15 protein-coding genes are annotated in these 14109 nt (G+C 58.2%); 7 read left to right on the forward strand and 8 right to left on the reverse strand.

What is annotated here, in order from left to right; translation table 11 throughout:
- Window positions 1-20: 20 nt before the first annotated feature.
- The 8 genes from ACQE2I_RS10820 to cobT are packed head-to-tail and all read right to left on the reverse strand — an operon-like array spanning window position 21 to window position 6228.
- Window positions 21-446 carry a bifunctional adenosylcobinamide kinase/adenosylcobinamide-phosphate guanylyltransferase gene (locus tag ACQE2I_RS10820; protein WP_427028116.1) on the reverse strand — a complete coding sequence of 142 codons (426 nt, stop codon included), beginning with the start codon at window positions 444-446 and terminating at the stop codon, window positions 21-23.
- The gene (locus ACQE2I_RS10825; protein ID WP_427028117.1) at window positions 398-1051 is read right to left on the reverse strand and encodes a histidine phosphatase family protein; all 654 of its coding nucleotides are present in this window, start codon (window positions 1049-1051) and stop codon (window positions 398-400) included. Before ACQE2I_RS10825 ends, ACQE2I_RS10820 begins: the two co-directional genes overlap by 49 nt.
- Window positions 988-1773 carry an adenosylcobinamide-GDP ribazoletransferase gene (gene cobS / locus ACQE2I_RS10830; RefSeq protein WP_427028118.1) on the reverse strand — a complete coding sequence of 262 codons (786 nt, stop codon included), beginning with the start codon at window positions 1771-1773 and terminating at the stop codon, window positions 988-990. Before cobS ends, ACQE2I_RS10825 begins: the two co-directional genes overlap by 64 nt.
- A 26-nt stretch (window positions 1774-1799) precedes the next feature.
- Complete coding sequence (locus ACQE2I_RS10835; protein ID WP_427028119.1) at window positions 1800-2351, reverse strand: bifunctional adenosylcobinamide kinase/adenosylcobinamide-phosphate guanylyltransferase; 552 nt, start codon at window positions 2349-2351, stop codon at window positions 1800-1802.
- Window positions 2335-3453 carry a threonine-phosphate decarboxylase CobD gene (gene cobD, locus ACQE2I_RS10840; protein WP_427028120.1) on the reverse strand — a complete coding sequence of 373 codons (1119 nt, stop codon included), beginning with the start codon at window positions 3451-3453 and terminating at the stop codon, window positions 2335-2337. Before cobD ends, ACQE2I_RS10835 begins: the two co-directional genes overlap by 17 nt.
- Window positions 3450-4445 (reverse strand): adenosylcobinamide-phosphate synthase CbiB, encoded by a 996-nt coding sequence (gene cbiB / locus ACQE2I_RS10845; RefSeq protein WP_427028121.1) that lies wholly within the window; start codon window positions 4443-4445, stop codon window positions 3450-3452. Before cbiB ends, cobD begins: the two co-directional genes overlap by 4 nt.
- Window positions 4433-5182 carry an adenosylcobinamide amidohydrolase gene (locus ACQE2I_RS10850; protein WP_427028122.1) on the reverse strand — a complete coding sequence of 250 codons (750 nt, stop codon included), beginning with the start codon at window positions 5180-5182 and terminating at the stop codon, window positions 4433-4435. Before ACQE2I_RS10850 ends, cbiB begins: the two co-directional genes overlap by 13 nt.
- Window positions 5179-6228, reverse strand: a complete 1050-nt coding sequence (cobT, locus tag ACQE2I_RS10855; protein WP_427028123.1) for a nicotinate-nucleotide--dimethylbenzimidazole phosphoribosyltransferase — start codon at window positions 6226-6228, stop codon at window positions 5179-5181. Before cobT ends, ACQE2I_RS10850 begins: the two co-directional genes overlap by 4 nt.
- 282 nt (window positions 6229-6510) lie before the next feature.
- Between cobT and edd the strand changes: the two genes are divergently transcribed.
- From edd to ACQE2I_RS10890, 7 genes are all read left to right on the forward strand, one after another.
- Window positions 6511-8400, forward strand: coding sequence for a phosphogluconate dehydratase (gene edd / locus ACQE2I_RS10860; protein ID WP_427028124.1), 1890 nt, complete (start codon window positions 6511-6513; stop codon window positions 8398-8400).
- The gene (gene glk / locus ACQE2I_RS10865) at window positions 8400-9365 is read left to right on the forward strand and encodes a glucokinase (protein ID WP_427028125.1); all 966 of its coding nucleotides are present in this window, start codon (window positions 8400-8402) and stop codon (window positions 9363-9365) included. The genes edd and glk overlap by 1 nt, the downstream gene beginning before the upstream one ends.
- Before the next feature lie 40 nt (window positions 9366-9405).
- Entirely contained in the window at window positions 9406-10353 is a 948-nt protein-coding gene (locus ACQE2I_RS10870; protein ID WP_427028126.1) for a carbohydrate kinase family protein, read from the forward strand.
- A 185-nt stretch (window positions 10354-10538) separates the two neighbouring features.
- Window positions 10539-11258 carry a FadR/GntR family transcriptional regulator gene (locus tag ACQE2I_RS10875; protein ID WP_427028127.1) on the forward strand — a complete coding sequence of 240 codons (720 nt, stop codon included), beginning with the start codon at window positions 10539-10541 and terminating at the stop codon, window positions 11256-11258.
- Between the two features lie 43 nt (window positions 11259-11301).
- On the forward strand, window positions 11302-12450 hold the full coding sequence (gene dgoD, locus ACQE2I_RS10880; protein WP_427028128.1) for a galactonate dehydratase: 1149 nt from the start codon (window positions 11302-11304) through the stop codon (window positions 12448-12450).
- Between the two features lie 28 nt (window positions 12451-12478).
- On the forward strand, window positions 12479-13447 hold the full coding sequence (locus ACQE2I_RS10885) for a 2-dehydro-3-deoxygalactonokinase (protein WP_427028129.1): 969 nt from the start codon (window positions 12479-12481) through the stop codon (window positions 13445-13447).
- Window positions 13448-13474: 27 nt separating this feature from the next.
- A complete protein-coding gene (locus ACQE2I_RS10890) occupies window positions 13475-14095 on the forward strand; it encodes a 2-dehydro-3-deoxy-6-phosphogalactonate aldolase (protein ID WP_427028130.1) in 621 nt (206 codons plus the stop codon).
- Window positions 14096-14109: the final 14 nt, after the last annotated feature.

Genomic DNA, 14109 nt, shown 5'->3' on the forward strand with positions numbered 1-14109 from the left:
CTCAGCATTGAATCTAATGGCTACTTAACCGCCATTACCAACCCATGACGCACATACCACACTTGGTCAGCCTGAGCCGTGGCGTCTTGACTGAACCAGCCGTTTAGATCACGCAGGCGGCGCTGCTCGGGCTGCATGGGAACAACCCCACGACCGACTTCGGTGGCGATGATCATTAACGGCGCGTTTAGCTGGTCGGAGTGCTGGCAGAGCCGTGCCATATCATCCTGCCACTGTTGGCGTAGGAGGTCGTTTTGCGTGCTTGCTAAAGCGGCTTCCAGCCACTCAAGCACGCCGGTTATCACCAGCGGCGTGTCGGCTACGAGCGTTTGCAGGCACTCATGCAGCCGCTGTTCCGGCGCGAGCCGGTGCCATACAGCGCCGGGAAAGCGTGCGGCTACGGCGTCACGTTTGCCAGCGCAGGCACCGCCGATGAAGAGCTGCATTGCCATTCCTCTTTGCCTTGTGCGTTTTTCTGGTAAATAAGCTGCCAACGTCTACCTTGAGCCTGCAGCACGGTACCGTCCCAGAAGTGAATGGTTTCAAAACGACGGCGTAGTTCACGAATCACGCCGCCATGGGTAGCGGCTAGAATCTTGCTGTGGCCATCGGCTCGAGCGTTAAGCGCCAGATCATGTAGCCAAGCATCCAGGCGCGCACGCAGTTGGGCCGCCGATTCGCCGCCGGGGATTTGCAGCTCGCCGACGCTATCGACCCAAGCACGGTAGTGAGGTAACTCTTTTAACTCGTCGTAGACCTTGCCCTCGTACTCGCCAAAATCCAGTTCACGAAGGCGTGGCTCCAGCGTTAATGGAATGCCCATTTTGGCTGCTTCAGTCCACTCCAAGGTTTGTTGGCAGCGGTTTAAGTCGCTTGAGTAGATGGCATCAAAGCGCTCATCTGCCAGCGCGTCACGCAGTGCCAGCAACCCCACTTCAGCATCGGGAAACAGTAGCGGAATATCCTGCTGGCCTTGATAGCGACGTTCTAAATTCCAAGCGGTGATACCGTGACGAACTGCCACCAGCTCCACACTAAGATCAGTAGCCAAAGCTCTCCTCCTTCGATGGTGGCACCGACCATATCGCCGTTAATGCCGTTAAACAGGCGCAGCATAAGCCAGCGCATTAGTACCACAAAAACGGTGACCGTTAGCCATATCAGCACTACTGCGGGAGCTAACAGCGCGATCAATGCCAGAGGCAAGAGTGCTAGCGCTACGTCTTGGCCGCTAAGCGACTGCTGCCAGCTCCAGGCCAGCCCCTTCGGCTGAGCGCAGGGAGTTAGCACCAGCAACGCAACGCCCGCCCAGCGCCCTAGCGCAGGCAATATCAACAGCCACCATAAAGGCGCGTTATAAGTAAGAAACGCCCACAGCAGCACACCCTTCCAGGCGAGCAGGAACACCAGCGCCAGCATTCCAAAGCTGCCGATTTGCGGGTCTTTGATGATCTCCCAACGGCGCACCAGCGGCTGGTTGCTGCCCAGCGCATCGGCGATATCCATCACGCCATCCAAATGCAGCCCGCCTGATAGCGCCACCCAAAGGCTAAGTAGCGTCAGCGCGGTGATTGGCGCGGGAACATTGTGCATGGTGAGTGCCACCAGCGCTAACAGGCTACCGATCAACAGACCCACCACGGGATAGGCACGCACCGCCCAGCGGCGTGTCTCCGGCGTCCAGGGAGCGGCAATGGGTATCGGAATCCGAGTCAGAAACTGCAGCGCCAGAACGAGACCGAACAGAACATTTTTTACCGTAATTTCTTTCACAGCACCTTCTCTCACAGCACCTTCTTTCACAGCAACTTTCCGTCTTTTTTCCATTCGATGGCACAGCCCGCGACCACTTCTAGCACCGAGTCGGCTTCACCAGCTAACCAGCGGTGGGCGCGCTGTAGAAAGGCTAGATAGCGCCAGGTTTGCGTATCAGCGGGCGGCAGCGTTTCGTTGATGTCGTTTGAGACAACGACTAAATAAAGGCTGCGCGCGCGTGCCGCCGATAGCATATTGGCCAATAGCGCTAAGCCCTCCTCTTCGCTGAGCTTGCTGGCGTATAGCACTTGGCTGGCCCATAGCGTTAAGCAGTCCAGCAGTACCGCGCTGCCATCGGGCACCTCGGCCAGCGCTTGATCTATATCCACAGGCGCCTCTAGCGTGAGCCAACGAACGGCTTGCCCGAGACCGTTCCTAGCTTGCTGGTGGCGAACCACTCGCTCAGCCATCTCTTCGTCGTATACTTCTGCGGTCGCTAAGTAGTAACAGGGTGAGCTACCCGCTGCGCCCACTACCTGCTGCTCGGCAATACCACTTTTGCCGGAACGCGCGCCGCCACTAACGAAGGCAATCATGCAGTACCTTTTTCAGCACATTGACTAGCCGCCGATTGGCAGGTTCGTCGCGCAGCGCCACTCGCAGCCAATCACCATTGAGCCCAGAAAAATTGTGGGTATGACGTACTAAAATACCCCTGCGCAGTAGCTTCTCAAAAAGCACGTCACTGGTAATTTCCTGCGCAGCACTGGGGCGGATAAGAAAAAAACACGCCTGGCTGGGCACCACGTCCAACCCAAGCTCGGTAAGCGCCTGCATCATGCGTGGCCGCTCGCTGGCCAACCACCGTTGAGTGCGCCGGGAAAAGGCACCGTCCGCCAACAACGGCGCTACCAGCTCAGCCGCCAAATGATTAACACTCCACGCTGGCTGGTGGATCTCTGCCGCTTGGAGTGTGGCGGCATCCGCCAGCATATATCCCAGCCGTAGCCCCGGTAGGGTGTAAAACTTGGTCATCGAGTGCAGCAGCGTGAGATGCGAGTAGCGGGCTAGTAGCGGTGCCAACGACGACTCTTGTGACGTCTCGCCCAGCGTCTCACCCACCATATCGATAAAGGCTTCGTCGACCACAACGCGGCAACCAATCGCAGCGGTGTAATTCAACAGGCTTTCCATTGCTGAAATATCGATAAGCGTCGCGGTCGGATTATTGGGTCGGCATAGGAACAGCACATCGATGTCGTTAAGCCCAGCCATTAGCGCGTCTATGTCCAGCGTGAAGTGCGGCGCGGGCAGCGCGATCTCAGTGATTACAAGTCGATAGGCGCGGCAAGCGCGGGCATACTCGCCAAAGCTTGGAGTAACAATGGCCGCTTGCTTACCTGCATAGAGTGCGGCGGCGAGGTAAATCGCCTCAGCGCCGCCGTTGGTCAGCAGCACCTGTTCGGGCTGGATTTGGTGGTGGGCGGCAATCGCCTGACGGGCAGCGGAATAATCCGGCGCCGGGTAACGTTCGAGGCCTGACAGCTGCTTCGTTAGCCAATCGCGCACCCATGCAGGCGGCCCCAAAGGATTGAGATTAGCGCTAAAATCTTCCAGTCGGTGATCGGCTGGCAAACCGAAGTGGGCTAATAGCGCCTCGGCTTGTCCACCATGCCTGGGCCATGCGGGCGTATTCATAGCGCTCCTCGCAGCATAAACATCAATCCAGCCATTACCCCAGCAAGCAGCAACGTAAACAGTATCCAGGCACCGTGCATTAAACGAAGAGTGGTGCTGATATGGGCAACACGCAGTTGCTCAAATGGTTCGCCCAGGGTCGCGCGGTGAGAGGCTACGCCCTGATAAAAATTGGTGCCGCCTAACTGTACGCCCAGCAGCCTTGCCACCATGGCCTCCGGCCAACCGGCGTTAGGGCTGGGATGACGCGGCGCATCGCGGCAGGTGCCGCGCAGCGCGCCTTGCCAGCGCAATCGTAAAACACCGGCAAGACTTAATAACAAGCCTGCGAGCCATAGACACAGCGCGGTTAAGCGTGCGGGTATCCAATTGGCCACGTCGTCCAGCTTCGCGGAGGCAAAACCAAAATCGGCATAGCGCTGGTTTTTGTAGCCTACCATCGAATCCAGGGTATTCACCGCCTTATAGGCCAACGCTAACGGCACCCCGCCGATCAGGGCAAAAAACAGCGGTGCGGTAATGCCATCAACGGTGTTTTCTGCCACGGTTTCCACCGTACCCCGGGTGATCTCGGCTTCATCTAAATGGGCGGTATCCCGCCCCACTACCATCGAGAGTGCTTGACGGGCGGTTGCCAGGTCGCCATGGGCCAGCGGTATGGCGGTGGCGCGTGCAGCATCGGCTAACCCTTTGATAGCTAGCGTTGTCGCCAGTAGCCAAAGCCCGGCGGCTCCCCCCAGCCAGGGGTGCAGCCAGGTCAGCAGCGCTAGCAGTAGCCATGCACTGCCAAAGGTGCCCAGCACAATAATAGCGGTCAATAAGCCGCCGTATAGTCGGCGGCGCTTTGCACTCCCCTGGTTCCAGCGCCGTTCCAACTGGCTAATTCCGTGGCCGATAATCACTACCGGGTGCGGTAGCGAGCGTGGGTCGCCCACTACCAGATCAACCACAATGGCTAAGGCAACGAAAGTAACCGACGTTAACCCAAGCATTGCGGCTCCTTATATGAATTGGCTCGATGTGAGCTGGTTTTATGTGAATTGGCGAGTGCGCCAAGGGTGGCTCGATAAACCGCCTCACCGATTGCCCGCCCCACCTCGGTGCCGGACCCCGCATAAGGGGTTGCGTTGCCGCGTTGCGTGGCCGCAATGGCGAGACTATCGGTCGATGTACCGGTTGCGGGCGTGCCGCTATAAGGGTCGTTAACACCTCGCGCGCTCAATGCTTGAACTTTAGCCTCTGTCGCGGATAGTGAAGCATTGACGAAGGCAGCGTCGGTTAAATGCGCTGCAACAAACAGAAAGGTGTTAATGGTGCCCGGCGTTGGCGCGGTACGCAGTGCTAAGCGGGGGTCAGCTTCTCTTGAAAAGCTAATATCAACAGCATTGCCTACCCCGGCGGTCACTAGGGCCATCACGCCATGCGGGGTTTTATCCAGCGCGACACTGACAATACAGGCATTGTGCAACTGCACGGCGGTCATCATCGCGACCGCCGTAGGAGACAACTGCTGCGCTGCCAGCCAGCGCGTTAAATCCGCTTTCGGCGTATGGCTATCATAGCCGTTGTCCACATGAAAATTAGCGAAGTGGCACCGCTCCCCCAGCCCTCCCCCCACCAGCGCACTGCTCAACGTGCGTAACGGCGCGTCAGACAGCACCGCCAAGCAGTGTTCACTTCTTACCAGCGTTAACGGCTGGGCAAACGGCAATGCTGCTGACCGGCTCATGGGGCCGCTTTACCGCTAACGCCTGCTTTAGCAAAGGTGGCCATCTCCTTCATCATGGCGGTTGCCGCTTGTAGCAGTGGGTGCGCCAGTGCCGCGCCGCTGCCTTCGCCTAGCCGCATCCCCATATCGAGCAGCGGCTTAGCGGCTAGTACCATTAGCGCGCTATCGTGCCCCGGCTCTTGGGAGCGGTGGCCAAAAATTAGGTAGCCGCGCACTGCGGGGCATAGCCTGCAAGCGGTTAATGCGGCCACAGTGGCAATAAACCCATCGACAATGGCGGGCAACCGCTGCGCCGCCGCCGCTAAATATGCCCCTGTCATGGCGGCAATTTCCAGCCCACCTAGCTTGGCAAGCACGTCTAGTGGGTCTTGAGGTTTAGCTTGGCGAGCACTTATGGCGCGTTCGATGACCGCTACTTTGTGCGCCTGCTGTTGCTGGTTAAGCCCGGTGCCAGCCCCCACGACACTGGCCACCGAGTCTCCGCTCAAGACTGCCAGCATGGCGCTGCTAGCAGTGGTGTTCGCAATGCCCATTTCACCAACGATAATACACTTGGCCCCTGCCTTGGCGGCACGCTCAACGGCAGTAATGCCAGCATCCATTGCCGCCAGCGCATCTGCGCGGCTCATGGCATCCTCACGAACCATATTGGCGGTACCTGCGCGCACCTTGGCATCAACAACACCCGGCAGCGAGAGTCTTGAGGCAACGCCAACATCCACCACTTCAATACGCGCATCAATCTGGCGGGCGAAGACGTTAATCGCCGCGCCACCTTGGGCAAAATTAGTCACCATTTGTTCGGTCACTTCCTGGGGGAACGCTGAAACGCCCTCTGCGGCCACGCCGTGGTCGGCGGCAAACACAATCACCGCTGGCGGCGTAACACTAGGCTTAAGCTCGCCAGTGATAGCGCTAAGCTGACTGGCTAAATCCTCCAAAGCCCCCAAGCTGCCGGGCGGCTTGGTCAACGTATCCAAGTAGCGGCGCGCTTGCTCACCAGCATGAAGGTCAACGGGCTGAATCTGGTCAACGATAGCGTGCATACTGGCTCCGGAAGTAGTGGTAGGTCATCGCATGAGCAAACTTAATGCGCAAAATGGTAGCAAAAGCCTGGGTGCTATACTTGCTATTTCAGCGCTAGGTCTTCCACCCTGTTAACTTTTATGGCTTTATCCGGGCGCTTATACACAGGTAGGCACCGTCCCACATTCGAGTAATAAAACTACAAATGTGGTTTTTATTGCCGTAAAGTCTCTTATTTCGACGCCAAAAAATGTAAAATAACTACAAGCTTCACTCACCGTCTCTATCATGCAGAGGTCCCTATGCCGAGCTCAACACCTGCTACGTTAAACCCCACCGTTGCTGAGGTTACCCAGCGCATTCGTGAGCGTTCTGCTGAGCGCCGCGCCCTCTACGAGCGGCGCATGGCTGACCAGCACAAACGTGGCGTGCACCGTGCTGAGCTAAGCTGCGGCAACCTGGCTCACGGTTTCGCGGCCTGTAACCCGCGTGATAAAAACGAACTCAAGCTAATGAATAGCGCCAACCTGGGCATTATCTCGTCCTACAACGATATGCTCTCGGCGCACCAGCCGTTTGAGACGTTTCCTGAAACGATTAAAGCAGCCGCCAGTGCCATGGGTTCTACCGCCCAGTTTGCCGGTGGCGTTCCGGCCATGTGTGACGGTGTCACCCAGGGCCAGCCGGGCATGGAGCTATCGCTGTTTTCCCGGGATGTGATTGCCATGGCCACCGCTGTAGGCCTCTCGCACAATATGTTTGATGCCGCGCTTTATCTGGGCGTGTGCGACAAGATCGTGCCGGGTCTGTTTATTGGCGCGGCGCGCTTTGGTCACCTGCCCGCCATGTTTGTACCCGCGGGCCCCATGCCCAGCGGCTTACCCAATAAAGAGAAGGCGCGCATTCGCCAGCTCTATGCCGAGGGCAAGGTCGGCCGCGCTGAGCTGCTCGAAGCCGAGTCTGACTCTTACCACAGCCCCGGCACCTGTACGTTCTACGGCACCGCCAACTCCAACCAGCTAATGATGGAGATGATGGGCCTACACCTGCCCGGCACTTCTTTTGTAAACCCTGGCACCGAAATGCGCGAAGCGTTGACGCGCTATGCCACCGAGCAGGCGATCCGCAACACCGAACCCGGTGGCGACTACCGCCCGTTCTATAAGCAGATTGATGAGCGCGCGATTGTTAACGCCGTGGTGGGCTTGCTGGCTTCCGGTGGTTCAACCAACCACACGATGCACCTGATCGCCATGGCCGCCGCTGCGGGCATTACCCTGAACTGGGACGATTTCACCGATCTTTCGGCGGTCACGCCTAGTCTGATGCGGGTTTACCCCAACGGCCAGGCAGATATCAACCACTTCCAAGCAGCGGGCGGCATGAGTTACCTGTTCCGCGAACTGCTGGGCGCGGGCTTGATTCACGGCGATATTCCCACCGTATTCGGCACCGACCTAACCGCCTACACCCAAGAGCCGTTCCTTGAAGATGGCAAAATCGTTTGGCACGAAGGCCCCGAAAAAAGCCTTGATGAAGACGTGCTCAGCCCGGTAGCGACACCGTTCGCGCCGACGGGTGGCTTGACGGTCATGAAAGGCAATCTGGGTCGCGGTGTGATCAAGGTCTCCGCAGTGACGGAAGAGCATCGCGTGGTAGAAGCGCCGGTGAAGATCTTCGAAGATCAAAACGAAATGAAGGCCTCCTTCGAATCTGGCGAGCTGGATCGCGACGTGATTGTGGTGGTTCGCTTCCAGGGACCCAAAGCCAACGGCATGCCCGAGCTGCATAAGCTAACCCCCTTCCTGGGCGTGCTGCAGGATCGTGGCTTTAAAGTGGCACTGGTCACCGATGGCCGCATGTCGGGTGCATCAGGCAAAGTACCCGCCTCCATTCACATGAGCCCCGAAGCCCTGGACGGCGGCCCGCTGGCCAAACTGCGTGATGGCGATATTGTACGTCTGGATGCCAACGCCGGTACGCTCGAAGCCAAAGTCGACCCCGCCACCTGGGCTAAACGGGAACTGGCCATTGGCAACCTGGATCACTACCACGTGGGCTTGGGTCGCGAGCTGTTTGGGGGCTTCCGCCACCTGGCCATGCGCGGTGAAGAAGGCGCTGGTGTATTCGGTGGCTTTGAAGCCGATGATCTCGCCCGTCAGCAGGGGCAAATCTCAGAAGAGGATGCCTGATGCGACCGGCACTCATCGGCGATATCGGGGGAACCAACGCACGCTTGGCGCTGGTCTCTCCCGGTGAAATAACCCCACACGATATCTTGAACCTACCCTGCGCCGACTACCCCGGCGTCGTGGAAGCGGTGCAGGATTATCTGGGGCGCGTGGGCGCCACGGGTGACAACGCGCCCCAAGAGGCGTGTTTAGCCTTCGCCTGCCCCGTTCACGCTGAACGGGTCAAAATGACCAATAACCATTGGGATTTTTTGAAAAGTGACGTTCAGCAACAGTTGAATCTATCGCTATTCAAGGTCATCAACGACTTTACCGCCCAGGCGCTGGGCGTCCCCCATGTGGCAGCCAGTGATTTGGTCGAAGTTCAGCCGGGGCAAACCCAGGCGCACTCCACACGCTTAATCATCGGCCCAGGCACCGGACTGGGCGTTGCTGGGGTCTTTCCTGGGCAACACGCCTGGATTCCGCTGCCCACCGAAGGCGGTCACGTCACCTTTGCCCCCACGGACAGTACCGAGCAGGCACTGCTGGATGTATTTCTGCAACGCCACAAACGGGTGAGCGTAGAACGCATCTTATGCGGTCAGGGGTTATTGGAGCTTTATCAAGCCTACTGCACCCTTGAGGGAGTTGAGCCGCACTTAACTAGCCCAGCAGAGGTGACCACAGCGGCCAATGAAGGTGACAGCCTCGCCACTACTGCCCTGCTGCGCTTTCTAAAAATTCTTGGCGATGTGTGCGGCGACGCCACCCTTACCATGGGCGCAAGGGGCGGAGTTTATCTATGCGGTGGTATTCTCCCGCGCTTGCTTGAGTGGCTGCCAAAAAGCGAGCTGCGCGCCGCCTTTGTCAATAAAGGCCGTATGGGCACCTATAACGCCGATATCCCCATGTGGATGGTGACCGCACCATGGACGGGGCTGCTAGGCGCTGCCGAAGCGCTGCATAACGAAGAAGTTTTCTAGTCCCTGACAATAAGAAATATTTATAAGCAAGGAGCCATAGATGACACCAATTATCGCCTTTGGGGAAGCACTGGTTGATATGCTCTCCAGCCGCTTGGGTGCCGCCACGGATGCCCAGGAAACCTTTACACCCTACGCCGGTGGCGCCCCCGCCAATGTGGCCGTCGCCTGTGCACGCCTTGGCGTTCCCAGCCGGTTTTTAGGCATGGTGGGCGATGATACGTTTGGACATTTTTTGGTACGTGAGCTCGATAGCCACGGCGTAGACACCAGCGGCGTAATGTTCACCAAGCAATCACGCACGGCGCTGGCGTTCGTTTCCCGGGATGACGTCGGTGAGCGTACCTTTGATTTTTATCGCCCGCCCGCCGCTGACCTACTTTACCGCCTTGAGCATTTACCTCAGGGCGTCTTTGAGAACCCCGCTATTGTGCACCTATGCAGCAACAGCCTGACCGACACGGAGATCGCCGACGTTACCCTGGCGATAGCCACCATGGCCAAGCGCGCAGGCTGCCTGGTCAGCGTCGATGCCAATCTGCGTCATAACCTGTGGCCAAATGGTGAAGCAGACGCAAGCTTGGTAACACAGTTGCTCGATAGCGCTGAGCTACTCAAACTCTCCCTGGAAGAACTCGACTACTTGCGCGCCGATCACCCTGCAGAGTCGTGGCTTTCAGAACGGCTAGCGGCGGGCGTTAAAGTCATTTTGATTACCGATGGCCCTAACGAGGTAGTGCTGAAAGGCGTCGGTATCGACCAACGCATTGCACCACCCAACGTTGAAGCAGTCGATACTACCGCCGGCGGCGATGCCTTTATTGGTGGGCTACTAGCCGAGCTCTCGGCCCACGGCATCAACGAAAACTGGCAGAGCGATGCTGAATTTCTACACCGTGCAGTCGATACCGCCTGCCGCTGCGGCGCCCATGCGGTCACCCGCCCCGGGGCTTACGCATCACTCCCCACCCATGCGGATATTGGCTAAGTTGTAGAACAACGGAGCAATACTCACTATGGCGCGCCTAATCCAGGTGCGCCATTTTTTATATCTGCCTCATGGGCAACTGGGCGCGTCGTTCACTCGTACTTATGTCTAAAGCAACCAGCTTGTAGAAATGTCAGACATTTAATAAACTAGTTTGAATACTGCTATTACTGAGATACGCCACCATGACGCTGGACGCTCTACCGCCCCATCAGGGGGGCGCTGAACAGTTAGCCCGTCTGCTTGCTCGGGCACTGCTAGCGGGTCACTGGCAGCCAGGCGATGTTTTCCCCCGTGAGCTGGATATCGGCAAACACTTTGCCGTTAGCCGAAACCAAGTGCGTAACGCACTCACTAGCCTCACCGCTGCGGGGCTATTAGAGCGCACCGCGGGCCGTGGCACGCTGGTTCGCGAGATGGGCGATTGGCATCTACTCGACCCACTGATGAGCGAATGGATGACCGGGCTGGTCAACCTTGACCCACAGTTGGTAAGGGCCATTTACGCCTTTCGTTTTTCTGCTGAACCGGTGGTCGCAGGACTCGCTGCCCAGGCAGCCCAGGCTGAAGACATAGAACGTTTGGAGAGCGCCTATGCAGGCATGGAGAGCAGCGCAGGCAGTGTTGAAGCGCGTACTGAGCATGCCGAGTACGATGTCGCCTTTCACGACGCCACCTACCGGGCCAGCCACAATTTAGTCTGGCGGCAAATGGGCCATTTATTGCGCCCTTCGATCATGGCGCTAATACATCGCTCGCAATACCGCACCGACACCCTGGACGACAGCCTTGCGCGCCACCGTCAGGTGCTTGACGCCATTCGCAACCGTGATACCAGCGCCGCAGAAACCGCCGCGAGAGAAGTACTGCGCCGCACGGCCATTGACCTTGGCATCGTCAGTTAACAATTACTTAATTAATACTTCCTATTCAGAAGGATGACCGAACATGAAAATTACCAAACTCAAGACCTGGCAAGTTCCCCCACGCTGGCTGTTCCTTAAAATCGAAACCGACGAAGGCTGCTACGGTTGGGGGGAGCCTGTGGTTGAAGGCCGCGCCGCGACCGTTGAGGCAGCCGTGCACGAGCTTTCCGACTACCTGATCGGTCAAGACCCTCACCGCATCGAGCATCTCTGGAACATGATGTACCGCGCCGGTTTCTATCGTGGCGGGCCGATTCTAATGAGTGCCATTGCTGGGATTGACCAGGCGCTGTGGGATCTTAAAGGTCGCGATCTGGGTGTGCCCGTGCACCAGCTATTAGGCGGTGCCGTGCGCGACAAGATGCGCATGTATGCCTGGACCGGCGGCGACCGCCCCAGTGATGTGGGTGCTGGTGCCAAAGCGCTGGTCGAAAAAGGCTTCACGGCCTTCAAAATGAACGGCACGCCCGAGCTGCAAATCGTCGACTCGCATCGCAAGGTTGATGAAGCCGTGGCTCGCGTCGCGGAAGCTCGCGATGCGGTGGGGCCAGATGTGGGTATTGGCATCGACTTTCATGGTCGCGTGCACCGCCCCATGGCCAAAGCACTGCTGCGCGAGCTAGAACCCTTCCACCCCATGTTTGTGGAAGAACCGGTTGCTCCCGAACACCTGCCCTGCTTGAAAGATATTGCTGGCGGGCTTGGCTACCCGCTAGCCACCGGCGAGCGGCTGCATACCCGCTTTCAGTTCCGCGACCTGCTAGCCGATGGCATGATCGACATTATTCAGCCGGATATCTCCCATTGTGGCGGCATCAGCGAAGGCCTCAAAATCGCTGCGCTTGCATCCGCCTACGATGTCGCCCTGGCGCCCCACTGCCCGCTCGGCCCGTTGACCCTGGCTGCCTCGTTACAGCTGGACGCGGTCAGCCACAACGCCTTTATTCAAGAGCAGAGCATGGGCATTCACTACAACCAGGGCAACGACGTACTCGACTACTTGGTCGATAAGTCTGCCTTAGCGATTGAAGACGGCTTCTGTGCCATTCCCCAAGGCCCAGGCTTAGGCGTTGAGATCAACGAGGAATTCGTTGAGGAGCGCGCCAAGGTGGGGCACCGCTGGCGCAACCCAGTGTGGACCCACGAAGACGGCTCTATTGCGGAGTGGTAAGCCATGCAGTCAATCATGAGAAAAGCCGATGAACGCTAGCGAGTTACCACAACGCCTTGCGTGGATTGCCGTGGACTGGGGCTCTAGCAACCTGCGCGCTTGGGGTCTGGACAGGCACGACCAAGTGATTGCTCAAGCCAGCAGCGACAAGGGGATGCTGTCGCTCAAGGCCAATGAGTATGAAGCCGAGCTGCTTAGATTAGTCGGCGCCTGGCTACCCGCCACCGACCAGACGGATGTGATGGTTTGCGGCATGGCAGGAGCCCGCCAGGGTTGGCTGGAAGCCGCCTACTTGCCCGTACCAACGCGGCTTGATCAACTTAGCCAGGGCGCGGTGATGCCCACCTTAGCGGGCAGCCAACTGCGTGTGCATTTACTGCCCGGTTTAAGCCAAACCCGCAGCGCCGCCACTCACTTTGATGTGATGCGCGGCGAAGAGACCCAGTTAGCCGGTTTGGTGGCCGATACGGCTGACTTTTCCGGCCTCGCTTGTCTGCCCGGCACCCATGCCAAATGGGCGAGCCTGGAAGCAGGCGCGGTGACCGGCTTTGCGACCTACCTTACCGGTGAGCTTTACCAGCTATTGGCCAATAAATCGGTTTTGCAGCACTCAATCGGCAGCGATGACCTTCAAGACCCCGCTTGCCGTGAGGCGTTTATCTCGGCGGTAAACGAGGTCAAGGCAGCGCCTGAGTCGTTTAGCAGCCGACTGTTCGGCCTACGCGCGCAGGACTTACTCGATAGTCGGCTGCCCTCGGGCAAAACGCGCGGAGCGGTACTCGCCGCGCGCCTCTCAGGGCTCGCCATCGGACTTGAACTGGCTGGCGCCTGCCGTGAGCGCCCCACTGAACAGCCAATTACAGTGATTGGTAATCAAGCCCTTTGCCACCGCTATACCCTGGCGCTCAATGCGATCGGCTATCAAACCCAGCATCTTGACGGCGATGACGCCGTACTCGCTGGCCTGCGCCTTGCTAACCGGGCACCGAAGTACTGAGGTTTCCCCTCTTGCGCTGATCTGAAAATGGAGAGTTTTGCTATGACGTTGCCCTTGATCGGAATTTTGCGCGGTGTAGCGCCGGACGAAGTGGTTGATATCGCCCAAGCGGTGCTGAGCGCAGGCATCACCCAAATTGAGGTGCCGCTCAATTCACCCCACCCGTTGGAAAGTATTCGACGCTTAGTCGATACATTTGGCAATCGCGCGGTGATTGGCGCAGGCACGGTACTCATACCGGCCCAAGTCCGTGATGTGTATGCTGCTGGGGGGCGTTTAATTGTCTCTCCGAATTGCCGCCCCTCGGTCATCGCTGAAACCCATAAGCTGGGCATGGCGAGCTGGCCTGGCATTGTGACGCCCTCAGAAGCCTTCGATGCACTCGATGCTGGCGCCACCGGGCTCAAGCTGTTCCCGGCGGTTCAAGTTGGTTTAGAAGGTATGAAAGCGGTGCGCGCGGTGCTGCCAGAAGGGACGCTTTTGTATGCGGTGGGCGGCGTTGGGGTCGATAATTTTGCCGAGTGGCGGGCTGCCGGAGTCGATGGCGCTGGCCTAGGCAGTGCATTGTATAAACCCGGCCAAAGCGCTTCTCAGGTAGGCAAACAGGCTCAAGCCCTGGTTGACGCTTGGCAAGCAGGAGAACAATAAGGAGCACCAACCAC

This window comes from Halomonas sp. H2, from assembly GCF_050215315.1.
Taxonomy (GTDB): Bacteria; Pseudomonadota; Gammaproteobacteria; order Pseudomonadales; family Halomonadaceae; genus Vreelandella.

Bases quoted from the DNA above. Each gene is read 5' to 3' on its own strand.
- ACQE2I_RS10820 (WP_427028116.1), bottom strand. From the start codon at position 446: ATGCAGCTCTTCATCGGCGGTGCCTGCGCTGGCAAACGTGACGCCGTA.
- ACQE2I_RS10835 (WP_427028119.1), bottom strand. From the start codon at position 2,351: ATGATTGCCTTCGTTAGTGGCGGCGCGCGTTCCGGCAAAAGTGGTATT.
- cobD (WP_427028120.1), bottom strand. From the start codon at position 3,453: ATGAATACGCCCGCATGGCCCAGGCATGGTGGACAAGCCGAGGCGCTA.
- cbiB (WP_427028121.1), bottom strand. From the start codon at position 4,445: ATGCTTGGGTTAACGTCGGTTACTTTCGTTGCCTTAGCCATTGTGGTT.
- ACQE2I_RS10850 (WP_427028122.1), bottom strand. From the start codon at position 5,182: ATGAGCCGGTCAGCAGCATTGCCGTTTGCCCAGCCGTTAACGCTGGTA.
- cobT (WP_427028123.1), bottom strand. From the start codon at position 6,228: ATGCACGCTATCGTTGACCAGATTCAGCCCGTTGACCTTCATGCTGGT.
- edd (WP_427028124.1), top strand. From the start codon at position 6,511: ATGCCGAGCTCAACACCTGCTACGTTAAACCCCACCGTTGCTGAGGTT.
- glk (WP_427028125.1), top strand. From the start codon at position 8,400: ATGCGACCGGCACTCATCGGCGATATCGGGGGAACCAACGCACGCTTG.
- ACQE2I_RS10870 (WP_427028126.1), top strand. From the start codon at position 9,406: ATGACACCAATTATCGCCTTTGGGGAAGCACTGGTTGATATGCTCTCC.
- ACQE2I_RS10875 (WP_427028127.1), top strand. From the start codon at position 10,539: ATGACGCTGGACGCTCTACCGCCCCATCAGGGGGGCGCTGAACAGTTA.
- dgoD (WP_427028128.1), top strand. From the start codon at position 11,302: ATGAAAATTACCAAACTCAAGACCTGGCAAGTTCCCCCACGCTGGCTG.
- ACQE2I_RS10885 (WP_427028129.1), top strand. From the start codon at position 12,479: ATGAACGCTAGCGAGTTACCACAACGCCTTGCGTGGATTGCCGTGGAC.
- ACQE2I_RS10890 (WP_427028130.1), top strand. From the start codon at position 13,475: ATGGAGAGTTTTGCTATGACGTTGCCCTTGATCGGAATTTTGCGCGGT.